The sequence below is a fragment of the Akkermansia muciniphila genome (assembly GCF_900184965.1).
Taxonomy (GTDB): domain Bacteria; phylum Verrucomicrobiota; class Verrucomicrobiia; order Verrucomicrobiales; family Akkermansiaceae; genus Akkermansia; species Akkermansia muciniphila_A.
In genome coordinates this window covers 63,774-88,373 of sequence record NZ_FXYA01000215.1, presented here as the reverse complement: position 1 = coordinate 88,373, position 24,600 = coordinate 63,774, and the positions used below count along the sequence as shown (strand labels likewise).

Genomic DNA, 24,600 nt, shown 5'->3' with positions numbered 1-24,600 from the left:
TCAGCGGCGCAGCAACCGGGCTCCCGCCTTGCGTATTTTCTTCCAGTAATAGGAAAAGTCCAAGCCGGATTTTCCGCCCATCCAGGTTTTCAGCAACTTTCCTTCCCGGCGGGACAGACTGGAATCATCCTCTCCGGGACGGTACAGATTTTCCTGACAAAGCATATCGGCCACCTTCCGGGTAACCTCCTTTTGAACGGCATGAGGGGCGTATTTGCGGATATTCCTCACGCCCATTACCAGCATTTTCAAAAATGCCGTCCTGTATACCTCCAGAATTCCGGCTTCTTTCCATTCCTTCAGCACCAGCTCCGCCACCGTCAGGTAATCCAGCGACTGGAGGGAACTGCCGGACGCAAAACCACTGGTAATGGACCCGGCCCGCTTGCGGTAAACGTAAGCCGCCCTGCTGACGACGCAAACTCTCCTGCACCACGGAAAAACGGCGTAATGGAAATACAGGTCTTCACAGGCAACGCCCTCGGGGAACCGGATGCCATGCTTTTCCACAATGGAACGCCTGATCATCATACCTCCCGCTCCATGATGTATTTTCCCAATGGTCTCCGGAGAGCAGGGAATCCACCCCTTTTCCGGAGAGGCCATATCCTCCGGCAGGAACCGGTCTTCCCTGTCGGGGTCGGCCTCGTAATAATACCGGAACCCGCATACCAGCTTGTCGGCATCCAGCGCCTTCGCACGGGAATACATCTCCTCCAGCAAATCCGTCTCCAGCCAATCGTCGGAATCCACCAAAAACAGATATTCTCCCACAGCATGGTTCATCGCCAGATTCCGGGAACGGGATAAACCGCCGTTTTCCGGGGCCTGCACTACTCTCACCCGCGGGTCCCGCTCCGCGAATTCCCGCAGAATGGACAGGGAGCCATCTGTGGAAGCGTCATCCACGCAAACTACTTCCAGTTCACGAAGCGTCTGAGAGCAAATGCTTTCCAGGCACTGGGCCAGGTACGGCTCCACATTGTAAACCGGAACCAGCACGGAAATGTTCACGGGAACCGTCATGACGCCAACGGAGAGCCTGCCGCCCTTATTTGTTCAAGCCCCTCCTGCGGCGGCAGAAAGGGTTCCAGAGCGGACCATACCTGGTCTACTGTAATTTCCTCAATGGCGCCGGGGGAAATCAGGTTGGAAATGCACCGGGCCGTAATGGCGGAGTTGCGCGTCCGGTGGCAGAAAATGGCGGTCACGGGCACCCCGGCATAGGCACACATATGTGTAGGCCCCGTATCATTGCCTACACAAGCCAGGGAACGCAAAGCCATCTGGGGAATATCCATCAGGGAAGACTTGCCCAGAAAACTGACAGCCAGGGGAGAGCTGGCGGCAATAGCCTCCACTTCCACAGCCTCTGCCCGGGTGCCGATGACAACGGAGGACACGCCCCGCGCCGCCAGGCGTTTCGCCAGGGCACAGAAATTTTCCACGGGCCAGCGCTTGTAGGGATGGTTGGGGGAACAGCCCGGAATCATCATCACATAACGTTCCGGAAGCTCGTCAAAATGCAGCCCCTCCCCGTGCATGAAAGAAAGATCCGTCAGAACGCGTTCCAAACGGAACGGCTCCCGTACCACCTTCCCCCACCGGAAGGATTTCTTCTTCAGCAATTTGCGCCGTTCTCCGGAATTGCAGGCCACCCAGTCCATGTCATGGTCCAGCAGGAAGCGCACGGCGGGATAATAGCGTTTTCTTGTGCGGGAAGATTCCTGAAGATCGTACACCACGTCAAAATTCCCCTTCACTATGGAACGGACGGCTTCCCAGGTGGCGCCCAGCTTCCGGTAGGGCAGGCGGTTGTCCACGATAAAATCGTCAAACACCCCGAGCTGCTCCGCCATGGGAACAAACATTCCCATGGTCATCAGGGTGATATGCGCCTCCGGATGAAGTTCGCGAAGCCGCTTCATCGTCCCCATGGCGAGCACCACATCGCCGAGGGCGCCATGCTTGATAATCAGAATGCGCTGTGCGGGCATGGGAGAAAAAAGGAATGGGGGTTAAACGTAACTGTCTTCCCTGTCCAGATACTCCTGCACGTACTGGCGCACGCCATCCTCCAGGGAAGTCATGGGCGCTGCATAGCCGGCAGCGCGCAGCCTGGAAAGATCCGCCTGCGTATAATACTGATATTTTCCCCTGAGCTCTTCAGGCATCTCCCGGTAGGCAATCTTTTCCTGGAGGCCCAACGCATGGAATGCCGCCTTCGCCAGATCGTGGAAAGAGCGTGCCTTCCCGGAACCTACGTTGAACAGGCCGCTCACCTCCGGATGCTCCAGCAGCCAAAGCACCACGTCCACGCAGTCGCCCACCCACACGAAATCCCGGAGCTGCCATCCGTCACGGTAATCGGGATGATAAGACTTAAACAGCTTCACCGTCTCATTTGCCTTCACCTGGGGGAATATATGGGCCACCACGCTCTTCTGCCCGCCCTTATGGTATTCATTGGGGCCGTACACGTTGAAAAATTTAAGCCCGGCGTATTGGGGGGGGGCCGGACGCCCTTCTTTCACTTCCCGGGCCACTTTGCGGTCAAACAGGGCCTTGCTCCAGCCGTATGCGTTCAGGGGCCGCAGCGCGTTGACGTGCTCCAGGGAGGCGTCATCGTCAAACCCCAAGGAACCGTCCCCGTAAGTGGCCGCGGAGGAAGCGTAAATAAACCGTTTGCCGTACAGGGAGCAAAACTCCCACAAATGCCAGCTCAACGTGAAATTCGTCCGGATAATCAAATCGGCGTCCGTCTCCGTGGTGGCGGAAATGGCCCCCATGTGAATGACCGCCTCCACCTCCTCCGCATGCGCCTTCATATAATCAAGCATGCCTTCCGGAGAAACCACGGCGCACAGCTCTCTCTTGGCAATGTTCCTCCACTTGTCGGAACAGCCCAGCTCGTCCACCACCACAAGATCCTTTTTACCGGCTTTTTCCAGAGCGGCGACAATGTTTGAGCCGATGAAGCCGGCCCCACCCGTGACAATAATCATAAGAGAAGAATCAATAAAAAAGTTGTACGGCTTTTTGTACCACATCCCCCCGTCCCTAGGCAACTGCCATTTGAAACGTTCCCCGGTTCCCAATTTTCAACGAATTTACAATCCGGACACTCCAAACGCTGATCGTTCCATGCGGAAAACCATTGGAACGCAATCCCCGCGCAGTCTGCGGAGAATGCGTCTCCCATACCTCCTTTTCATGCTGGAAACGTTAAAAAAATCGGTAATGCCTGTCTTGCAAAAATTATCATTGACCACGGATTGTAAATCCGTTACACACCTCCCCACCCCTATGATGCCCGACGTTTCCATCATTGTTCCCTGCTACAATGTAGCCGCTTACGTGGACAGCTGTCTGGATAGTCTGGTACGCCAGACTCTGCGGAACATTGAAATTATCTGCATCAATGACGGCTCCACGGACGCGACCTGGACACGCCTGCTGCGCTGGAAAGAAAAGGACGGCAGAATCATCCTTCTGAACCAGCGGAACGCGGGCGTCTCCGCAGCCAGGAATGCAGGGCTGGATGCCGCCCGCGGCCTTTATGTCGGCTTTGCGGATCCGGACGACTACATGGACCCGGAAATGTATTCCCGCCTTTTTTCGGCGGCTCTGGAATATGACGCAGACATCGTGGAATGCGGCAACCATGTTTTTGAAGACTCGTCAGACCGGCTTATTAAGGCCAAAAGAAGATCGCCCTCTCGGCATTTTGAAGAGAACGCCTCTCCGGCCAGCTTTTTCCGGGATTCCATCTGGGGGAAAATGGACATCTGCGTATGGAGCAAGCTGTTCCGGAAAAGCATGCTGGATGCCCACCGCCTCCGTTTCAACGTGCATCTGAAATCCGGCGCGGAGGATGAAACCTTCCGGCTGATGGCCGTTCCCCACGCCTCCCGCCTCCTGTTCATTCCCGACTGCCTGTATTATTACCGCCTTATGCGCAACGGCTCCCTCTCCCGCCGCTGCAACACACCCACCTACTCCAAATGCGTACAGGAATTCCAGCGGCTGCTGTACATTGTGGACTACTGGCAGAAACAAGGGTGGCAAAATGAAGGACTGTTCGCTTACGGCGTTCGGAAAATCAGGCCCTTTTTTGTTTCCAAGCATCCCCTTTTCCATCAAATGACCGCTGTCCAGCAACGTTCTGCGCTGAACTTATGGAAGCTGTTCTACCAGAAAGCGGAAGGAGAACGTTTCCTCTCCGCGCTGGCGGGACGGGACAGGCAACTGGCGGACCTGCTGAACTCGGCGGAACCGGTTCCCCACGGCTGGGGGCGCATTCTGCTGGCCGCCTGTTCCCTGCTTCCCGGACAAAGAGGACGTTATTACTCCTGCAAAAAAATGCTTGCGGAACATTTTTCCCAAGTCTGCCCCAATGGATTCCAACAAGAAAACGCCTCTCTGGAAGAGCCGTTTGACACATCGCCGCCTTCCCTGTAAATTGCCTTACCCTCCCATTCCGGATCAATGAATCGTTTTCTCTCATTTGCAGACTCCCGCATGTCGGCTACTCTGGAGCGGCTGGGCAGGCAGGCGGAAGAACTGGATTTTTTTGATGAGATCACGCTTTTCACGGAACATGACCTTTCCGCAGAATTCACCAGCCGCATGGGCCGGTACCTGACCCCGTCCTGCCGGGGATTCGGATACTGGTCCTGGAAACCCTGGGCCATCCACCATGTCCTCCAAAAAATGGAGGAAGGCGACCGCCTCCTTTATCTGGATGCAGGCTGCCATATCAACGCTAACGGAATGGCGCGCTTCCGGGAATACGTGAGCATGCTGGACCGCGACAGCCGCGGCATGCTGGTCTTCACCAACGGGCAGCCGGAATATAAATGGACCAAAGGAGATATCTTCCGCCACTTCGGCGTTTCCGAAAAAGACGGACATATCACGCACACCCAGCAAATTGCGGGCGGACATGTTTTTCTGAAAAAGAACCCGCTCACGGAAAGCCTGATCCGGGATTGGCTCCATGTCTTTTACGACCATCTGCATCTCGCGGACAACACTCCTTCCGTTTCCCCCAACCTGCCGGGGTTCGTGGAAAACCGGTATGACCAGAGCATCTTCTCCATCCTGTGCAAACTGAGAGGCATTACCACCCTTGACGGATCGGAAACCTATGCGGAAAACTGGGAACAGCTCTCCGCGTTCCCATTCCAGGACAGACGGGACATGGGAATCCCACGGACCGGAAAAAAGGGATGGCTGGAAAAATGCAGGCAGCTCCTCCTTTCCTCCAAAAGGGACGGATTAGGAATCCGGTAAAGCTTCCTCATCCGGAACAACCGGACTTCGCGCTGCTTCCGGACAGGGCAATCTGACGCCCCATGAACTATTTTCCCGCCCTTTTTCACGGCTTCATTCCTAAAATTCCTTCACTCCTTCAACTGCCGTTTCCGCCATATGACGCCGGTTATTTGAACAAACCCTTTCCATCTGACCAGGAATGTTTTGCCATCATGAAAAGAAACATCTCCCCACTCCAAAACTCCGCCCTCGCACCATCCTCCGCCGACATTCTCCCACTCCTCTTCACGGTTATGCCGTCACCGGAACCCGGCTTTTCCCCTATCTGCAAATGAAAAGATCATCACGTTGGGAACAGCCTGTCACAGTTCGCCAAATACCGGCAGCCTGAATTTCCCCAAAACGTTTTTCTTTCAGATTTGTAGGCTTGACGGCGGATTCCTAATCCTCATACTTCCCTATGTGGCTTTTCCTCAATGCCGAACAATATTTCAAGTCTCCCATAGCGTATCGGTCAGCTCCGCCCCTTACCGGTTGAGCGACGCTCTGAACCGGCATATTCCCGGTCTGAAATCCACCCTGCTGCTCCGGAGGCGCAAGGGAATCGACGGCCTGGAAATTCACAGGCCCCCCGCCAGAAGGGCTGCGGACGCCTTGCGCCGCCATCTGGCCCATGGATTTGACATTCTGCTGCCGGCAAGAAGAAAAGACCTGCCTTTCTCCCTGAACGTGCTGGGCATGGGATTTGACACGGCCCAAATGGAAAAAGCCGATGTAGTGCATCTGCACTGGATAGGCGGCAGAACCGTGGATTTCTCGCAGCTGCGCCATATCCGCCGCCCACTGGTCTATACCCTGCACGACATGTTTGCCTGCACCGCGGGATGCCACTGCACCATGGACTGCGGCCTGTTCCAAAACGAATGCCGCGGCAACTGTCCCCAGCTTGGCGCTCCCCGCCTCTTCCGCAACCTTCCAGCGTGGCTGTTTTCCCGCAAACGCCGCGCCTTCGGCCGCATCCCGTCCCTCACCCTCGTAACTCCCTCCCTCTGGTTGAAAAGGGAAGTGGAAAAAAGCCGCATGTTCCCTGGAAGAAAAATCGTACAGATTTATAATCCCGTGGACACGGACCTTTTCCGTCCGGCGGAAGACCGGAATGTCGTCCGGGCATCCCTGGGCATTCCGCCCGGGGCGTTCGTCATCGCCTGCGGCGCAACTGGCCTGTTCAATCCGGTCAAAGGCGGCCATTTCATTCCGCTGGTGCTGGAGGAACTATACCGGCGCGGGCACCGGAACCTTCATCTCCTGCTCTTCGGCAACCAGGAAAAAAATGTGGACTACCCTTTCCCCAGCACAAACGCCGGATTCATTACGGATATGAACAGGCTGGCCGGGCTTTACAGCGCGGCGGACATTTTCCTGAACCCTACGCTTCAGGATGTCCTTTCCAACGTAGCTCTGGAATCCATGGCCTGCAAGACCCCTTCCGTTACCTTCCGGACGGGAGGAGTTCCGGAAGCGGTTCTGGACGGAAAGACGGGGCTGGTCGCTCCGCAGGGAGACCTGAACCAAATGGCCGCCCATTGCGAGCGGCTCATCCTGGACGGACAACTCCTGCGGACCCTGGCGGAGGAAGGCCGCCGCCACGCGGAACAAACATTCTCCTACCCCGTCATTGCCGCACAACACGCCGCCCTGTATGAGGAAACGCTCCGGGAACGCCGTTACAAAGAGTGAAAACGGCCGGCGTTCAACCCCGGGCTGCCTGTTCCTGTACACCCGGGCGCACCCTCCTTTGTCATTGACAAGAAAAAGACGCCCCATACACTCTGCACCGTTCCGCCACGCCCCATGAAAACGCTCAAAATCTCCTTTTTACAGTCCACTCCGGATTTCGGCAGGGAAGGAATGCTCCAGCTTCTGAAAAGCCGGTATCATGTGGTGGAAGACGACTCCGATTTCGATTACCTGGTCGCCACCCCCTGGTTTTACGTCAACCGGGAAGCTTTTTACGATTTTCTGGAACGGGCCCCCGGCCATATCACCGTCATGTATGGCTGTCATGAAGCCATTGCGCCGGATTTCATGCTGTTTGACTATTACATCGGGCTCGATACGGTGCCCGGAAGCGACCGCACTGTCAAACTTCCCTACCTTCGCCACCATTTGCAGGAAGTGCACGGCGGTAAGGAAGGCCTGGATGCCCATGCTCTCCTGGCCTCCAAAACGGGTTTCTGCAACTTCATTTACGCCAACCGCAAATCCCATCCCAACCGGGATGCCATGTTCCACAAGCTCTCCGCTTTCCGGTTCGTCAATTCTCTGGGGCCCCACCTTAACAATACGCCGGGGGACGGCCACCGGGCGGAAGACTGGTACGGCTCCTCCATCAGCATGAAAAAGCCGTACAAATTCTCCATTGCCTTTGAAAACGCATGGTATCCGGGCTACACCAGCGAGAAAATCGTTACCAGCATGCTTGCGGGCACCATTCCCATTTACTGGGGAAATCCGGACATCAGCCGGGAATTCAATTCCGCCTCATTCATCAACTGCCACGACTTCCCAACCCTGGACGACGCCGTGGCCTATGTGAAAAAAGTGGACGAAGACGACAGCCTGTGGTGTGAAATCATGTCGCGTCCCTGGAAAACCCCGGAACAGGAAACCCGCTTTCTGGAAGAGACGGAAAGGGAAACGGCCAAACTTTACAAAATATTCGACCAATCACCGGAAGAAGCGCGCCGCAAAGGTGACGGAACATGGGTATCCTACTACCAGCGCTTCTTAAAACGCGGCCACAGGATGCAGCTGGCATGGCGGCGGCTGAAAAACCGCCTGCGCCGCTGACCAGAATTTCCGGGCCATTCAACCCATGCCGGTTTTCCTCCATCCGCCTTTCCCCACTCCCATCTACCCTCTCTCCGCTTCATGAGCAAATGCTTTTCTGAAACCTTTTGTTCACCTTCTCTACATCAAGCCGGAGGCGCCATCCACGGAACCTATTTCCCGCACATTGACGGCTTGCGTACCTTTGCCGTGCTGGCCGTCGTCCTGTACCATTTGCAGGAAGGAATCTGCCCGGGGGGCTATACAGGCGTGGACATCTTCTTTGTCATCTCCGGATATCTGATTGGCGGAGGCCTTATGCGCGGCCTGAAGGAGGGGACCTTCTCCCTGACCTCCTTTTACCTCCGGAGAATCAGGCGCATCATGCCCGCCTATTTCTGTCTGATTGCGGTTGTGCTGGCCTTCGGCTGCGTCGTGCTGGACTGCGATGACCTGCGGACTCTGGGCCGGACGGTAAGATCCAGCGCCCTTTTCATCACCAACATTTATTTCAGCAGAACCACAGGGGATTATTTCAGCCCGGCGGCGGAAGAAAACCCTTTGCTGAACCTGTGGTCCCTGAGCGTGGAAGAGCAATTTTACCTCATGATTCCACTCACCCTGTGGCTGCTCTGGAAATTCAGGGAAAAAGCCGTCAAGCCCGTTCTATGGGGGGTGCTGGGCCTCTCCTTCTTCGCCGCCGTCTGCCACATGGAGCATCTGGAACATAACAAGGCCTTCTACCTGCTTTACTGCCGCGCCTGGGAACTTCTGGCCGGCTGCCTTCTGGCCCTCGCCCCCGCCGCGGAACAAAACCGGGGTGCCGGATGGCTGCGGACGGCGGGATGGGCCGGCATCCTGCTCCCATTTGTCTGCTATACTCCTTCCACTCCTTTTCCCGGATACACAGCCATCCCTTCCATCGCGGGGGCGGCTTTGCTTATCCGTTACGGGAACCATGGCTGGTCCGGGCGTATCCTCAGACACCCGCTCAGCACAGGCATCGGCAAAATCTCCTACTCCCTGTACCTGTGGCATTGGCCGGTTATCGTGTACTGGACGTACCTCTGCTTCGACGAATGCGCTCCCTGGGATTATGCGGGAATGTTCCTTCTCTCTCTTCTTCTGGGTTTCCTCTCCTGGAAATTCGTGGAAACTCCCTTCAGAACGACCGTCTCATGGCAAAATCCCCAAAAAGCGTTTCTGGCCACGGCAACGGGGTGCCTCATGCTGGGACTTGCCGGTGAATGGCTCAAATGGACGGACGGCGCGCGGGATTACTGGCATGTAGCGGCCAACAACATGGAATTCCCTGAATACTGGAAAGGGCCGGCCTTCCCTCCCTCCTTCGGCATCACGCCTCCTGACCGGGCGGTGGTGGAAAAGGGGAACGCCATCCAGCGCCATCATCCGGAGCTGGGGGATGTGACGGATTACCCCTTTGTCCTGCTGGGAAAAACCGGGCAGGCCCCTTCCTTCCTGCTTATGGGGGACAGTCACGCCATGGCCAGTTCCCCCGGGTTTGACGAGGCCGCCCGGCTTCTTCAGCGTTCGGGCCTATTCTACCGCGCGCGCCTGTGTCCGCTGAGCGGCATTTCCGGCTCCGGAGACGCCTCTTCCCTAACGCTCCTGCGCCTGATGTACCCCCATTGGGAACACAATATGGAACTCATCCTGGACTGGCTGGAAAATACCCCTCAGATCAAGACCGTATTCATCCACAACCGCTGGATTGAACTGGTCAACAACCGCCGGGATGCGCGCCTGAAACAACTGGTTGCAGACGGCCTGCGCCACACCTGCGCGCGCCTCCGGAAAGCCGGCAAGGAAACTGTGCTGCTGGGCCCCGTTCCCGAATGGACTTTCGGTCCGCGCAAACTTATGCGCCGCAATGCCCTGCTGAACGCCAAACGGACAGACCGCCTGCTGGACGGCGACTTCATCGCGCGGCAGCGTCCGGTATTCTCCCTGCTGGAGCACATGGAATCCACAGGCCTGTGCCGCTTCATTCCCCTCCACGGCGCCTTCCATAAAAACGGGCGGTGGCTGGCGGAAGACGGCGGCCAATTAATGTACTGCGACGACAACCACCTTTCCCCCTATGGGGCCAAAAAAATGGTCGGCGACTTCATCGGCCAGTTTTTCCCGGGAATGGAAAAAACAGCTGCCAACTGACGGAATTTCCACACGGGAAAAACATCCAATCCTTTGACATTGACAAGGCATGCAGGCCCCCTACACTGACGCCGGGCGGCAACGCCTTCGCGATGCTCCCGGATAAATGCCCGGAATATGGAGGCCATGCCGCGCCCCCCTTCTTCAACGCCTGTACTCCCATGACGGATTCCCCCCGCCCCACACGCATCAAGGTCATCAGAAAATCCATGAAGGCCTCTCCGGATCAAACGGAATCCCTGTTGTGGGGCGACTGTCTGTTCTGCACGGACGCCGCCATAACGGATTACGACTGGATTCTGGTATACGACGAATTCCCCAGAACTCCCGTGGGCACCGTCAGGAATGAAACGGAACCCCTTCTCTGCCCGCCGGATCAGACTATCCTGATCACGGTGGAGCCCCCTTCCATCAAAATATACAGCAGGGCATACACCAGCCAGTTCGGCACCGTTCTCACCACCCACTCTGCCCGGGACCTTCCGCATCCCGGGCACACCCTGGGCCGCGGATGTCTTGAATGGCTGTACATCAAACCCATGCAGGAAATTCTGGATCAGAAGGAATTCCCGAAGACAAAAATGCTCTCCACCATCTGCTCCGCCAAGCAGCATACGCATACCATGCATAAAAAGCGCTATGATCTTACGCGCTACCTGGCGGACCGTCTGCCGGAACTGGACTGGTTCGGACACGGCATCCGGGAAATAGAAAATAAAACCGTCGCCATGGATGACTACAAATATCATTTATGCGTGGAAAACCATCTGGAACCCCACCATTGGACGGAAAAACTGTCTGATGCCTTTGTCGCCATGACCCTTCCTTTTTACGCCGGGGACCCGCTGGCAACGGAATGCTTCCCGCAGGAAAGCTTCATCCCCATTCCGCTGGACAACCCGCAAAAAGCCCTGGAAATCATCCGCAAGGCCATGGAAGACGGAGAATATGAAAAACGGCTTCCCGCCATCCGTGAAGCAAGGCGCCTGGTGCTGGAAAAATACAACATGTTCGCCCAAACAGCGGCAGTCATTCACAGCCACAGGGAAACGGGAACCATTCGGCCCGGAGCCGTGTTGAAAGGCCGCCACGTTCTGCGGAAAAATCCGCTCAATGCCCTTCGGGAATTGGCGGACACACTGGCCTATAAAATCAGGTCGCGCGGCAGACGCGGAACCGGCCCCGGCGTGTAACCTGGATTCCGGGCGCGCGGCAACAGGAGGGAACAAATTCTCCCTGCCGGTAAAAAGAATGGGCGGCCAATATTCCGCCAACTGCCTTGCGGCAGACGGAACGGCCCAGCCCGGTCTGAAACCGATTCAAACCGGACGGGAAACAGGCCATTAAAACGGAAAAAACTTAATCCGCTCTGCGGGAAGCGTGCCTCTTGGCCCGTTCCTCCTCCCGCTGCTTCTTCAGGTCTTCCTTCATCTTGGCCTTCTCTTCGGAATCCAGCTTTCCATCCTTGTTAATATCATATTTTTCAAGGAGAGCGGCTTTCTTCTCCGCAGAAGTCATTCTCTTGGGAGCGTCTTCCTCCGCCATGGAAGGCATGGCGAACGCAACGGCCAGAACAATAAGCAAATACTTCATGATTAAATGGGGTTTTTGAATAATCCTTTTCTACTCCCGCACGTGCCGGTTGTCTCTCTTTTTTTAGCAATACATGCAAATTACCCGGCCATGCCCCTTTTCCGCCGCGTGAACTCCCCCCGGTCAAGCCTTCCCGAACGGGAAAAACAGCGGAATCACCACGACCATGACCAGCCCCATAATCACCTGCAGGGGAACGCCCACTTTCACGTAATCCATGAACGTATATTTCCCCGCCGGCATGACCAGGGCATTGGGCGGCGTGGAAAAGGGAGAGGCAAAACACATGCTGGTGCCTACGGAAACCGCCAGCAGCAACGGATAGGGGCTGATGCCCATACTCGCCGCGGATTGCAGGGCGATAGGCGCCAGAAGCACCGCCGTAGCCGTATTGCTGATAAACATGGTCAGCAGGGAAGCCGTGAAATAAACGCCCGCCATCAGGGCAAACGGCCCGAATCCCCCCAGCCCGGCCACCAGCCCATGGGAAATAGCCTCCGAGGCTCCCGTCTTCTCCAGTGCTACGGACATCGGCAGCATGGCGGCAATCAGGACAATGCTCTCCCAGTTGATCGTCCGGTACGCCTCCTCCACATTGCGCAGGCAGCCGCACAACACCATCAGGACAGCGGCAACCAGCACCGCCGCCACAGCAGGCACCCAGTTAAACACCATGGCCGCAATCATCAGCATCATAATGCCTGCGGCCAGGGGGGCCTTATGCGTCAGGGTCACCTTGGAGGCCTCCGCCAGAGGCTGGCCCACCACGACCCATTCAAAAGTTTTCTCACTCAGGCGAGCAATATCCGTCCAGGTTCCCTGAACCAGCAGCGTATCTCCGTACTGGAGCTTCACATCCTTCAAATTATGGAAAATGTAATGATTGTCCCGCTGGATGGCCAGAATATTGACCCCGTACTTGGCGCGTAGCCCCGAAGACTTCACGGGCATGTTGATCAGATCCGAGTTCCGCATGAGCAGCATTTCCGCAATGCCTATCTCGTCAAACTTCAACTTGCTTTTCAACAGGGAATCCGTATCTTCCGACGTCTTCCGGTTAATCATCTCCGCCCCATATTCCCGGGCAAAACGGGCTACGTCCTCAAACTCCCCCATTACATAAATGACGTCGCCCCGGGCCACCCTCGTATCTGAACCCGCCATGGTCTGGCTGACCGTCTGCAGGAAGGAATGCCGGCCGGAATGCCTGCGGCGCACCTCCACAATATTCACGCGGTAAAGGTCCGGTATATGAAGATCGTGCAGAGGATGTTCCGTCAGAGGGGAATCCTCCAGCACCCGCAGGCGGTAAAGATTATTAATAATCTGGTACTCATCTATCAGCTGGCTGAGGGATTTCCCCTTGGCCTCGTCTTCCGCCCTGTCGTCATGGCGACCCAGAAACTTCCTGCTGAGGGGAATCAGAGCCAGAATGCCCGTCACGATGCAGACAAGGCCGATGGGGGTGAACGAAAAAAAGCCCAGCCCCTCCATCCCGGCCTCCTGAAGCTGGTTATTGACGACAAGGTTGGGAGGCGTGCCGATCAGCGTCAGCATGCCGCCCATACTGCTGGCGAACGCCATGGGCATGAGCAGGCGGCTCGTCTGGATGCCTCCGTCTGCGGCCAGGCTCACCAGAATAGGCAGCATCAGCGCCACTGTCCCCGTATTGCTGACAAAAGCGCCTATGCCGGCCGTAACAAGCATGGTCAGCACCAGCAGGCGCAACTCGCTCCTGCCGGCCAGCTTCATGATTCTGCCGCCCATCATCTTGGCCAGGCCCGTCCGGAAAATGGCGCCTCCCACCACGAAAAGCCCCACCATCATCACCACAATGGAATTGGAAAAGCCGGAAAGCGCCTGCTCCGGGCTCAAAATCCCGAACATCATCAGGCAGAGAAGGGAACACAGCGCGACAAGATCGGAACGGACCCTCCCCTGGACAAATAAAACGGCGGATACTCCCAGAATGAGAAGCGTGGTTAACATAACAGTAAACGGCAGGAATGAAAAAACGGCAAGGGGGGAGGATATCTAACACGTCCCGCATGTCTTGTCGATAGGCTGAACAAGTCATTCATCAGACCATCTCTCCGTCGGCGTCCGTCAGAAAAAACGCTTTAGGCATCCTGCTCGGAGAAACCCGCTCCTTCTTTCCTTTCCCAGCATCAGGAGGCTGAAGAAACAATAAAAAACGCGCTCTCCGAAAGAACGCGCCATAAAATGAAAAGTGGTGGGTAGAGAAGGATTCGAACCTTCGAAAGCAAATGCTAACAGATTTACAGTCTGCCCCCTTTGACCGCTCGGGAATCTACCCACTTGAAGTGATGTGCGGCGAATGTATAGGGATTCCCGTGCCTTAGCAAGTTTTTTTTATAAAAAGTAGGTCCTCCCGGAAGCAGGAACCCCATAGGCGACAGCCGTGCCGCCGGAAGAAAAGCGGATGCAGGAACAAAAGGGAGGAAAGGGCAAGTTTTACGAATCTCCCAAATATACCGGAGCGCGGCTATCCGGGGAATCCGCATCCAGTTGTTCCAGCTGGGGCAGAATATTCTCCATGCTCTCCCATACGGAGGGAACAATCTTGATTCCGGTTCCAAACCGGGCGGCGATCATCAGGGCGTCCGAAGGGCGGGCGTCCAGCTCCACCAGCTTGTCCATCACCTCATTGGCGGCCTCTATGGTCACGCGGGCGTAAAAGACTTCATCCTTGCGGCCGTTAATAAGCACCAGCCTCACCCGGCATTCCATAGAGGATAAAAAGTGAGCCAGCAGGGAAGACGTGTCCGGCCGTACCGGGCGTTCCCCGTTCAGACAGCGTTCCAGGGCCATGCCGTCTGGCAGCTCCATGAAAATGACGCCCACCTTGCCGGTCAGCGGATCACGCAGGCACACACCCGCCCCGGCCCGGGTGTAAAGCAGGGCGTAAGGTTCCAGGGTAATCAGATGGTCATCCGGCATGGCGGGCGGAAATCACATGTTAAAAACCGGGATTAATGACCCGTTCCGTATAGCGGGCAGCCACCTTGACGTATTTTTCCGCCCATTTGTGGTTATTATCCGCGGATTCCGGCCCCAGATCCTTCACCACCTTGGCAGGAGAACCCAGCACCAGGGAATTGGGGGGGATGACGGTACCTTTGGTAATGAGAGCGCCCGCTCCCACCACAGACCCCCGGCCGATGACCGCTCCATCCAGAATGATGGACCCCATGCCGATCAGGCAATTATCTTCCACCGTGCAGGCGTGCAGAATCACGCCGTGGCCTACGGTTACGTACTTGCCTACATAGCAACCAAAATCGTCTGCCAGGTGGATGCAGCTATTGTCCTGGATATTGGAGTAATCACCAATGACGATCTTATTGATATCCGCGCGCAGCGTGGTATGGTACCAGATGCTGGCATGTTCTCCAATGGTAACATCTCCAATCAAATCAGCGCTTTCCGCGACAAAAGCGGTATCCGCCACTTTGGGCCAGAAGTTCGCGTAAGGTTCTCTTGCCATATAAGTCATGTATTAATTGAAGATAAGACAGCATTCCAGCCTAAAAACGTTCATTCCGCTGGAATGCCGCAGCCGAAACGAACACGGCCGCGCCCACGCGAAAATGAAAGGCCGCAGACTCCGCCGCACTAATTCTCTTCCCGGATGCCTTTCTTGCTGTTCTTCTCCCGCTTGTCCGCATCCTTGCGCAGGGAGGCGGCTTTTTTCTCATTACCCCCTTTTTCATAATACCCGGCTATCCTCCGCTGGATGGCGACTTCCTTCTTTATCTTGAAATAATCGCCTGATTTCGTCCGGATAGAGCGGTTGTAGAAAGACTCCGCCTCCTTGGCCATCTGAAGCACGGCATCCTGGTCCTGGGAAACGTACTCGTAATATTGCCCCATCAGCGCTTCAAACACTTCCGCGCGGCGCGCATAATCCTTCATGGACTTCCGGTACAGGGCAGCAACCCCGGCTTTGTCCCCGTTTTCCATCAGGAGATCCGCCTGCCGCTTGATGGCGGCGGAAGTCAGGTCGCTGCGTCCCTCTTCCGTCTCCTTTTCCAGCTTCTTCAGGTCGCGGGCAACATGGCGCTTGTTGGAGGAAGCGTCCCTCATGGGGAAAATATACTCATCTTCTACTCGGGAGGCCATTTCCAGATAATCTGGACGGGCACGGAACTTGCGCTTGATCATGGTCACCAGCTCCTCCCATTCCTCCAGCTTCGTGCCGCTCTCCGGGCGGCTCATCAGGGCAATCAGGCGTTCCCAGCCCAGAGGGCTGCCGGGAGCGGCCTGCGTAGCGGCTTCCAGCATCACCCGGGCGCAATCCGGCTTCCGCGTTTCCTCAAACAGGTCCGCCAGGGAAAGATAATCCAGGGCAGTATCCAGCCGGACGCCATTCACCTTCTTGTCCATACCCTGGAGAAGAGTGGATTCATGCTTTGACTTGCAGTTGTGCGGATGGGAAAAATGCCCCGTATTATATCCATACCCGCCGTAGGACTGCCAGGTTTCATCCGTCGTCAGCAGATTGACCCAGGCATGCGGCCCGCGGTTGCCGTCCCCGGTAACATAAGCGGAGGGGATGCCGTTGCATTTGGCGGTATTCACTGCAAAATAAGCTTGATCCATGCAAATGCCGCCTTCATCCAGAATCTCCTGGAAAGTATAATTCGTATACGGATCCTTGCCCAGCGCGGCGCGGTCCATCCGGTAACGGATCATGGAATAGGCCCCTCCCCAGCCTTTCCGGGTAAGGCGCACTTTTTTGCGCGCCCAATCCATCTCTGACCTCGGCAGTCGCACATCCACTACAAACAACAGCTCGGAAGGGCTCAATTTGGTAATGTCCGTGAGAAGTTCACGGGCTTCATCCATCTCCATGAAGTATTCGAATACCTGTTCCAGCGTTAAAGGCGTGGTGGAAATACTGGTGGAAGAAGACGCCCTCAACCTGGATGGGCTGGAAGCGATGCGGGGATCCAGCATGGCGCAGGCCAGCGCCAGGGCGGAATACCTGCTCCGGGGCATGGCGGAGGTTTTCATCCAGAACTCCGCCCACTTCCTCAGAATTCCTCCCCACTCCCCCCCGGGTGTCTGCTCCCGCGCCATCGTGCGCAGGAAAAGTCTCAGGGGATCGGAAGGGTCCGAAAAAAGCCATGGATAGAAATATCTGGGGGAACCCTCCTTGATTTGTTCCCGGATGGTGTCCGCTCCCACTTTGCTGATGAGCTGGTACAGCTCATTGGCGCGCATGAGGTACGGGCTTTGATCGTACATGGACGCGTCAAATTTGCCGAATTTGATGACTTTCACGGCATCCCGTTCCAGATTGGAGCGCAGGAAATCGGCGTACAAATCATAACGGCCCGTTTCGAGAGCCAGATGGAAGGCATCCGTAAACAACTTCCTGTTGGCGGCGTTATTGGCCTTAAGACTGACCAGAAGAACAGGCTTCTTAAAAATCTCCAGCCGCGGATCCTCCTCCTGGACCACGGGCTCTTCCTTCGGCGCCTCAGGGGCAGGCTCCACCATCTCCGGCTCCTTTTTCTGCCGTTTTCCGGCGGCTTCCTCAGCAGCCAGGCGTTCCGCCTCAAGACGGGCTTTTTCCTCCGCCTCGGCGCGCGCCTGTTCCTCCGCTTTCTTGCGCGCCGCTTCCAATTCCGCGGCTTTCCGTGCACGCGCCGCTTTCGCTTCCGCCTCTTTTCTGGCCGCCAGCTCAGCGGCGGCGGCCTTACGTTGAACGGAAACCCGGTGGTAAGCCACTCCGCCGGCGGCAAGGGCCAACACCAGGATGATCGTCATCATAATTCCCCTGGAGGAGGATTTTTTATGCCTGGGAAAACCGGGTCGCGGAGAATTGACAGAATTCATGAAATGCAGCTTGAACGCGTTGGAACAAATTGAGCAGGGGGAATGAGACGCCTTATCCCCTGTTCCGCGTAACATAAAAGCGCAATACTTTTCCGAGGTCAACTTGAAACAATGGTCTTTTGCAGAAGGTTCGTTCTCCAAAACACTTTAAGAATCAAAACAAAGTGTTTTTTCTTGTATTTTTACAGCCATTTTATAGTATCAATCTCCTTCATGTTTCCAAAAACATGAGAAAAATACAAGCATCCTGCTGATTATTCCTAACCGCCATCTGTTTTTTCCCATTGCCTATGAAAACTTTCTTTCACCTCAGCCCGTTTCTGGCCGTCATTTCGGGAAGCCTCTTCTCCGGAACGGCCCTCTGCAGCGACATCGTGCTGCCTCCGCCAGATAAAAAGGGAGGAAAACCCCTCATGCAGGTTCTTCAAGAACGGCATTCCACCAGATCCTTTGCAGACAAACCTATCCCGGTGGAAGTCCTCTCTTCCCTGCTCTGGGCTGCGCAAGGCGTCAACCGGGATGATCCCGACTACCGTACGGCGCCGTCCTCCCGGAATTCCAACGAAATAGAAATCTATGTCGTCCTGCCGCAGGGCGCCTATCTTTACAAGCCGAAAACCCACCAGCTGAAGCAAGTGGTTCAGAGCGACATGCGGGCCGCTACGGGCACACAGGAATTCGCGGCTACCGCGCCGTTAAACCTGGTCTATGTAGTAGATCAGTCCAAACAGCCGGGAGATTTTGATGCCAGGAGAAAACTGATTACGGCCTGCACGGATGCGGGATTCATTGGAGAAAATGTTTACCTTTTCTGCGCTTCCGAAGGGCTTGGCACCGTTTTCCGCGCCATGATTGACGCCAACTATATCCAAAAGTGCCTGAAACTCCCCGTTCTCAAAAAAGTCCTGTACGCCCAGAGCGTCGGCTATCCGGCCGATTCCTGAAAAAATCCATGAACCGGAATACTGCGATACTGGCTATTCTGGCGGCGGCCCTTCCCCTTGCCTGTGCGGAAACTATGATGGAATCCGCCGCTCCCATACAGGTAAAAAACGTCCCAAACTGTTACCGCCTCAGCCCGAAGCTGTATCGTTCCGGACAGCCCGGCAACGACGGGTTCAAGGCCCTGGAAAAACTGGGGCTCAAATCTGTCCTGAACCTGCGGGAATACCACAACGACGCCGGCAAGGCGGAACATACCGGATTGCGCCTGTACCGCATGAGACTGGCGGCAGGAAAAGTAACCCGGAAAGAACTCATGGACTGCCTGCTGATCATCAGCAGCGCTCCCAAACCCATTTTGGTGCATTGCTGGCACGGCTCCGACCGCACCGGCATTGTCTGTGCAGCCTACCGCATCGTCATGCAGAACTGGACATCGGAAAAGGCGCTTGAAGAACTGATGGATGAACGCTTCGGACACCACCAGTCCTACTACTCCAACCTCGCGGAACTGATCAAAAATACGGACTGGCAGGCATTCAAGGAAGAATTCCGGAAAAAACAGCAGGCTCAGGGCATCTGACACCCGGGCCACTCCCATGAAGCGATTTCATGGAAACAGCCTTTTCAGCATCGTAGGCAGAAAGCCCGGCGGCTTTACCACTGGTTATCCAGATTTTTGGTATTTATCTTTCCGGGTTCCTTGTTGCGTTCCTTCATGCCGCGGACAGGTTTGGGTTCCTTTTCATGCAGGTCCAGAATATCAATCACATTCTCCCCTTTTTTCAGGAATGGAGCCGGAACATACAGCCTTAATTGAGGGCCCACATTCCAATACCGTCCCACGTTGATTCCGTTCACCCATACATACCCCTTGACATAGCGGGACATGTCCAGAAACGTGTCCTGAGGCTCTTCAATATTCACGACGGCCCGGAAATGCGCTCCTTCCCGTTTCTGGGAAGGCCCCTTTCCTTTGGGAGCACGCACAATGGAGCCGGCTTTCAGGGGAAGCGCCCTCACCGTCCAGTTCTTTAACTCGCGCGTTCCCAGCTTCACAGGGCCGTACACCCCCTTGCGGTCACTCTCCATGCTGATATGGAAATTGATATGCCCCATGGCCTCCACCAGAATTTCCAGCGTTCCCGGCTTCCTGCGCTCCGGCAGCTTCACACTCTTCTGCCCCAGCCGCCGGTCCAGCGTGCCGACCAGCTCCCCATCCAGATATACCTGGGCATAGTCATTAACATTGGCGAATTCCAGCGTTTCAGGCGGTCCTGCCGGAACGGCAGTGCTGTAAACGGCAATGCCCTGATTCTGATTCCACTGTTCGAAATAGGGAGGCTGCGGGAACTTGCTCCGGAAAGGCTTGGGCAGGTTCTCCCAAAGGCCGGCATGCACTGCGGGCGTGAACTCCGGAATTTCCATGGCCGGAATGTCTGCGGGAGGTTCCGGCACCGCGGCTCCGGGGGGCAACTTTTCCAAGATGATTTCCCGCATCTGGGCATAATATTCATTCATCCGCCCCTGCTCATCCACGGGAGAACCGTAATCATAACTCGTCAGGTCCGGCTGGTATTTTCCCGGCCCTCCGTTGTTGGCTCCAGCCGAAAATCCGAAATTGGTGCCTCCATGGAAAACAAACAAGCTGAAGGAGCGTCCCTTGTCCATAAACCAGCGGACATGGTTGACAACGCCAGGGGTGGGGGCCCAATTCCCCTCCCCCCAGTGCCGCAGCCAGCCCGGATATGTTTCCGAGGAAAAAACGGGAACTCCCGGATTGCATTTATTAGCCACCTTCCAATGGCCGTCATTCAACCCCGGATCCAGCCCTACGGCCACGTCCGGAAGCACCACCCCTTTCAGAAAATGCTCTCCCGCGCCGTCGGATGTGTAAAAGGGGCCAAAACCCTTCCTGCTCCAGAACGCCTTCAGCCATTCCATATACTTGCGGTCTTTCCGCTGGTAACTCCCGTACTCGTTTTCAAGCTGGGTCATCAGAATGGGTCCCCCGTTTTTGGCTAAAAAAGGTTCCGCCACACGGGCCACGGCCTCCAGATAACGCGTCTGCGCCTTCATGAATTTGGCGTCTTCCGTAGTTCTCAATTTGGCCTTGGGATCCTTCAGCAAATAATGAGGCAGCCCTCCCAGGTCCCATTCCCCGCACGCATAGGGACCGGGACGGAACAAAACCCACATGCCTTCCTCCTGGCATAACTTAAGAAACCCTTCCAGATCCCGGTTCCCCGTCTTAAAGTCAAAGCTGCCGTCCGGCTGCTCATGGTCATTCCAGAACACGTAAAATGCAATCGTATTCAGCCCCATGGCCTTGGCGGTCCTGATGCGGTGCCTCCAGTATTCACGGGGAATGCGCTGGGGATGCATCTCCGCGCCGCGGATCTGGAATGGTTTTCCGTTCAGCATGAACTCCTGGTTCCCTTCCCCGCCGAACCCGAATACAACGGGGGTTCCTCCGGAAAGAGCGGGTTTCTGTACATTCTGGACAGCCTCAGGGCCGGCCCATGCCAATGCTCCCACTCCGACGGCCATCAGGGCGGCAGACCAACTGAAACCATATTGCTTCATCATATTGAACAGTTAATTCATTTGAAGACGGTTGCCAATAACAATTTTTCTCTCTTCTCCGAATCTGCGGAATGCCCTTCCCCTCCGCCAGAAATCTGACGGGGCCGGACGGCACGAATGCCTTCCGTTCCGTGGAATGTGATCATGTCATGTATCCTCATTCCTTTGTGCGAAAACCGGAGGGCGCCTGTCTAAATTTATCAATATGAAAACAATTGTCCTTCTGCGCCATGGAGAAAGCACGTGGAACCGTGAAAACAGATTCACCGGATGGACGGACGTGGACCTGACGGAATTGGGAATACAGGAAGCCAACCGCGCGGGCGACCTTCTGAAAGACCGGGGAATGGCCTTTGACCATGCCTACACCTCTTATCTTAAGAGGGCCGTGAAAACGCTCAACTGCGTGCTGGACCGTTTGGATCAGGACTGGCTGCCCGTCTCCAAAAGCTGGAGGTTGAATGAAAAGCACTACGGCATGCTCCAGGGACTGAACAAAAGCGAAACGGCCAAAAAATACGGAGACGAACAGGTACTGATCTGGAGGCGCAGCTATGACGTGGCGCCTCCTCCCCTGGCGGAGGACGATCCCGCCAACCCCAAATGGGATCCCCGCTATAAGGAAGTGCCGGACAGCGAGCTTCCGCGCACGGAATCGCTGAAAGAAACTATCAACCGTATGATGCCCTATTGGAAAGGAACCATTCTTCCTTCTCTCCGGACGCTGGACAATATCCTGATCGTAGCCCACGGCAACACGTTGCGGGGCATGATCAAATATTTGAAAAACATTCCTGACGAACAGCTTCTTTCCCTGAATCTTCCTACCGCCACCCCTTATGTATTTGAATTTGACGACTCCCTGAACCTGGAAAAAGACTACTTTCTTGGGGATCCGGAAGAAATCCGCAAACGCATGGCGGCCGTCGCCGGCCAGGGAAGCGCAAAGAAAAAAACGCCTACAGACTAACCTCACGCCCCCTCCCTATGACTGACCATTCCTGCCGCATTGCGTTCTTTGACGCCAAGCCCTACGACCGGGATTCCTTCAATCCTGTCAATGAGCGCGAATTCCATGACGACATACGCTACTTCAAATGGCATCTCACTCCGGACAGCGTGCCTCTGACCCGCGGTACGGACGTAGCGTGCATTTTCGTCAACGACACGGCAAACCGGGAAGTAATACGGCGCCTGAAGAAAAACGGCGTCAAATTGCTGGCTCTGCGCTGCGCCGGATTCAATAATGTAGATCTGAAAGCGGCGGAAGAAGCGGGACTGCCCGTCGTGCGGGTGCCCCAATATTCTCCCTATGCGGTGGCGGAACATGCCGTGGCCCTGATGCTCTCCCTGAATCGAAAAATACACCGCGCCTACTGGCGCACCAGAGACGGCAATTTTTCCCTTCACGGCCTGATGGGCTTTGACATGAATGGGAAAACGGCCGGCATCATCGGAACGGGGAAAATCGCCAGAATCCTCATCCGCATTCTCAAAGGCTTCGGGATGAATATCCTGGCCTATGACCCGTACCCTGACCGGCGCTTTGCGGAAGAAGCCGGCATCACGTACACCACTCTGGATGATCTGTATGCCCGGTCTGACATCATTTCCCTGCACTGCCCCCTTACTCCGGAAACGGAACACCTGATTAATACGGATTCCATCGGAAAAATGAAGGAGGGAGTAATGATTATCAATACGGGACGCGGCAAGCTGATTAACACGGAAATGCTGATTGACGGCCTGAAATCAAAAAAAGTGGGAGCTGCCGGCCTGGACGTGTACGAAGAAGAGGGAGAATATTTCTACGAAGACAAATCTGACAAAATCATTGATGACGACACCCTGGCCCGCCTTCTTTCCTTCAACAACGTTATCCTGACTTCCCACCAGGGCTTTTTCACGAAAGAAGCCCTGCACAATATTGCGGAAGTCACCCTGCGCAACATCCGGGATTTTCTGGAAGGCAAACCTCTGATCAACCGCGTCACGCTCCAGTCACGCTGAACGTGTCCGGCGGGTATTTCACGGAAATACGGAACTTTCTCATCCTCCTTCTGCCGGACAGAAGGAGAAATCCGGGGAAAGGCGGCAGCTTTTTATGTAAAAACCACCATTTCCCTCCGTATTTCATACTATGAACGCTCCACACCCTGCTTCCGTCCTGGCTCCCAAACCGCACTACGCCGCTCTGGACGGCCTCCGCGGGGTGGCCGCTGTCATGGTGGTTCTGTTCCACATGTTTGAAGGCAGCGCCAGAGACTTCCAGTTCCATACGGACCAGATCATCAACCACGGTTATCTGTCCGTGGACTTCTTCTTCATGCTGTCCGGCTTCGTCATCGGATACGCCTATGACGATCGCTGGGGAAACATGACCCTGTGGAACTTCTGCAAGCGGCGGCTGGTGCGCCTTCAACCCATGGTGGTCATGGGAATGCTGTTGGGGGGAATCCTCTTTTACTTCCAGGGCTCTGAAATCTTCCCGAACCTCGCGCAAACCCCCGTATGGAAAATGCTGCTGGTCATGACCGTGGGATTCACGCTGCTGCCCGTTCCCGTTTCCCTGGATGTGCGCGGATGGTCGGAAATGCACCCGCTGAACGGTCCGGCCTGGTCCCTCTTCTTCGAATACGTCGCCAACATCCTTTACGCCGTGCTCATCAGAAAGTTTACCAGCAGATGGCTGGCGGTCCTGGTCTTTCTGGCGGGCTGCGCCCTCATTCACCAGTGCTACACGCAGGGCAACAACATCGGCGGCTGGACTCTGGATGCGGAACAGTGCCGTGTGGGGCTCACACGGCTCATGTTCCCCTTCTTCGGCGGCCTGCTCCTGTTCCGCCTGTGCAAACCGGGACGGATCAGGCATGGTTTCTGGTGGTGCAGCCTGCTTCTGGTGGGGGCGCTGGCGGCTCCCCATGTAGGAGGCGCGGAAAATTTCCGCCTGAACGGCCTGTATGACGCCTTCTGCATCATCGTTATCTTTCCCGCGGTAGTCTTCCTCGGGGCCAGCGACATCCCCGGAGACATTTCCGCCCGAGCCAGCCGGTTTTTGGGAAACATCTCCTATCCCCTTTATATCACCCACTATCCCATCGTATATCTCTACCTGGCCTGGGTTCACGACGCGGAAGTCCCTCTTTCCCGTGCGCTCCCCGTGGCGGCTGGCGTCTTACTCCTCTGCATTGCCGTAGCCTGCGGGTGCCTGAAGCTTTATGACGAGCCCGTGCGCGCATGGCTCTCCAAACGCGTGCTGAAGCGACGCCCTCCGGAACCCGGGGCGTAAAGCGGAACAAACATCTGCCTTGCCCCGGATGGAGCCAGGCCGGA

At 55.8% G+C, this 24,600-nt stretch carries 20 protein-coding genes and 1 tRNA gene; 11 read left to right on the top strand and 10 right to left on the bottom strand.

Features of this window, described 5'->3' with window-relative positions; translation table 11 throughout:
• From CI070_RS11260 to rfaD, 3 genes are read right to left on the bottom strand one after another with little or no spacing between them, the layout of a single operon-like run.
• On the bottom strand, positions 1 to 1,026 hold the full coding sequence (locus tag CI070_RS11260) for a glycosyltransferase family 2 protein (protein WP_094136710.1): 1,026 nt from the start codon (positions 1,024 to 1,026) through the stop codon (positions 1 to 3).
• A complete protein-coding gene (locus tag CI070_RS11255) occupies positions 1,023 to 1,997 on the bottom strand; it encodes a glycosyltransferase family 9 protein (protein ID WP_094136709.1) in 975 nt (324 codons plus the stop codon). Before CI070_RS11255 ends, CI070_RS11260 begins: the two co-directional genes overlap by 4 nt.
• A 21-nt stretch (positions 1,998 to 2,018) precedes the next feature.
• A complete protein-coding gene (rfaD, locus tag CI070_RS11250) occupies positions 2,019 to 3,005 on the bottom strand; it encodes an ADP-glyceromanno-heptose 6-epimerase (protein ID WP_094136708.1) in 987 nt (328 codons plus the stop codon).
• 301 nt (positions 3,006 to 3,306) lie between these two features.
• Here rfaD and CI070_RS11245 point away from each other — a divergent pair, with 301 nt between their 5' ends.
• The 6 genes from CI070_RS11245 (at position 3,307) to CI070_RS11215 (ending at position 11,474) form a co-directional block, all read left to right on the top strand.
• Positions 3,307 to 4,461, top strand: a complete 1,155-nt coding sequence (locus CI070_RS11245; protein ID WP_179218441.1) for a glycosyltransferase family 2 protein — start codon at positions 3,307 to 3,309, stop codon at positions 4,459 to 4,461.
• 60 nt (positions 4,462 to 4,521) lie between these two features.
• Positions 4,522 to 5,295: a hypothetical protein gene (locus tag CI070_RS11240; RefSeq protein WP_094136706.1), complete on the top strand. Its 774-nt coding sequence runs from the start codon at positions 4,522 to 4,524 to the stop codon at positions 5,293 to 5,295.
• Between the two features lie 516 nt (positions 5,296 to 5,811).
• A complete protein-coding gene (locus CI070_RS11230) occupies positions 5,812 to 7,014 on the top strand; it encodes a glycosyltransferase (protein WP_094136704.1) in 1,203 nt (400 codons plus the stop codon).
• A 114-nt stretch (positions 7,015 to 7,128) separates the two neighbouring features.
• The gene (locus CI070_RS11225; protein ID WP_094136703.1) at positions 7,129 to 8,127 is read left to right on the top strand and encodes a glycosyltransferase family 10 domain-containing protein; all 999 of its coding nucleotides are present in this window, start codon (positions 7,129 to 7,131) and stop codon (positions 8,125 to 8,127) included.
• An 81-nt stretch (positions 8,128 to 8,208) separates the two neighbouring features.
• Positions 8,209 to 10,281, top strand: a complete 2,073-nt coding sequence (locus tag CI070_RS11220; protein ID WP_094136702.1) for an acyltransferase family protein — start codon at positions 8,209 to 8,211, stop codon at positions 10,279 to 10,281.
• A 161-nt stretch (positions 10,282 to 10,442) separates the two neighbouring features.
• Positions 10,443 to 11,474: a glycosyltransferase family 10 domain-containing protein gene (locus tag CI070_RS11215; protein WP_179219376.1), complete on the top strand. Its 1,032-nt coding sequence runs from the start codon at positions 10,443 to 10,445 to the stop codon at positions 11,472 to 11,474.
• 166 nt (positions 11,475 to 11,640) lie between these two features.
• On the opposite strand, the gene CI070_RS11210 is transcribed toward CI070_RS11215, so the two are convergent.
• The 6 genes from CI070_RS11210 to CI070_RS11185 all read right to left on the bottom strand — a co-directional run bounded on the left by CI070_RS11210 (position 11,641) and on the right by CI070_RS11185 (position 17,673).
• Entirely contained in the window at positions 11,641 to 11,874 is a 234-nt protein-coding gene (locus CI070_RS11210) for a hypothetical protein (protein WP_094136700.1), read from the bottom strand.
• A 123-nt stretch (positions 11,875 to 11,997) separates the two neighbouring features.
• The gene (locus tag CI070_RS11205; RefSeq protein ID WP_094136699.1) at positions 11,998 to 13,863 is read right to left on the bottom strand and encodes an SLC13 family permease; all 1,866 of its coding nucleotides are present in this window, start codon (positions 13,861 to 13,863) and stop codon (positions 11,998 to 12,000) included.
• A 242-nt stretch (positions 13,864 to 14,105) separates the two neighbouring features.
• Positions 14,106 to 14,191 (bottom strand) — tRNA-Tyr (locus CI070_RS11200).
• A 158-nt stretch (positions 14,192 to 14,349) separates the two neighbouring features.
• On the bottom strand, positions 14,350 to 14,835 hold the full coding sequence (locus CI070_RS11195; RefSeq protein WP_094136698.1) for a bifunctional nuclease family protein: 486 nt from the start codon (positions 14,833 to 14,835) through the stop codon (positions 14,350 to 14,352).
• A 19-nt stretch (positions 14,836 to 14,854) separates the two neighbouring features.
• The gene (locus CI070_RS11190) at positions 14,855 to 15,382 is read right to left on the bottom strand and encodes a gamma carbonic anhydrase family protein (RefSeq protein ID WP_256943566.1); all 528 of its coding nucleotides are present in this window, start codon (positions 15,380 to 15,382) and stop codon (positions 14,855 to 14,857) included.
• Positions 15,383 to 15,510: 128 nt separating this feature from the next.
• Positions 15,511 to 17,673: a transglutaminase-like domain-containing protein gene (locus CI070_RS11185; protein WP_094136696.1), complete on the bottom strand. Its 2,163-nt coding sequence runs from the start codon at positions 17,671 to 17,673 to the stop codon at positions 15,511 to 15,513.
• Positions 17,674 to 18,029: 356 nt separating this feature from the next.
• On the opposite strand from CI070_RS11185, the gene CI070_RS11180 reads away from it, so the two are divergent.
• Together CI070_RS11180 and CI070_RS11175 are read left to right on the top strand one after the other, a co-directional pair.
• A complete protein-coding gene (locus CI070_RS11180; protein ID WP_094136695.1) occupies positions 18,030 to 18,683 on the top strand; it encodes a nitroreductase family protein in 654 nt (217 codons plus the stop codon).
• Positions 18,684 to 18,691: 8 nt separating this feature from the next.
• Positions 18,692 to 19,264 carry a tyrosine-protein phosphatase gene (locus CI070_RS11175; RefSeq protein ID WP_094136694.1) on the top strand — a complete coding sequence of 191 codons (573 nt, stop codon included), beginning with the start codon at positions 18,692 to 18,694 and terminating at the stop codon, positions 19,262 to 19,264.
• A gap of 74 nt (positions 19,265 to 19,338) precedes the next feature.
• On the opposite strand, the gene CI070_RS11170 is transcribed toward CI070_RS11175, so the two are convergent.
• Positions 19,339 to 21,270 (bottom strand): beta-galactosidase, encoded by a 1,932-nt coding sequence (locus CI070_RS11170; RefSeq protein WP_218823928.1) that lies wholly within the window; start codon positions 21,268 to 21,270, stop codon positions 19,339 to 19,341.
• 202 nt (positions 21,271 to 21,472) lie between these two features.
• Here CI070_RS11170 and gpmA point away from each other — a divergent pair, with 202 nt between their 5' ends.
• The 3 genes from gpmA to CI070_RS11155 all read left to right on the top strand — a co-directional run bounded on the left by gpmA (position 21,473) and on the right by CI070_RS11155 (position 24,556).
• Positions 21,473 to 22,237 (top strand): 2,3-diphosphoglycerate-dependent phosphoglycerate mutase, encoded by a 765-nt coding sequence (gene gpmA, locus CI070_RS11165; RefSeq protein WP_094136693.1) that lies wholly within the window; start codon positions 21,473 to 21,475, stop codon positions 22,235 to 22,237.
• A 17-nt stretch (positions 22,238 to 22,254) separates the two neighbouring features.
• Complete coding sequence (locus CI070_RS11160) at positions 22,255 to 23,277, top strand: 2-hydroxyacid dehydrogenase (protein WP_094136692.1); 1,023 nt, start codon at positions 22,255 to 22,257, stop codon at positions 23,275 to 23,277.
• A gap of 130 nt (positions 23,278 to 23,407) precedes the next feature.
• On the top strand, positions 23,408 to 24,556 hold the full coding sequence (locus CI070_RS11155) for an acyltransferase family protein (RefSeq protein WP_094136691.1): 1,149 nt from the start codon (positions 23,408 to 23,410) through the stop codon (positions 24,554 to 24,556).
• The last annotated feature ends 44 nt before the right edge of the window (positions 24,557 to 24,600 follow it).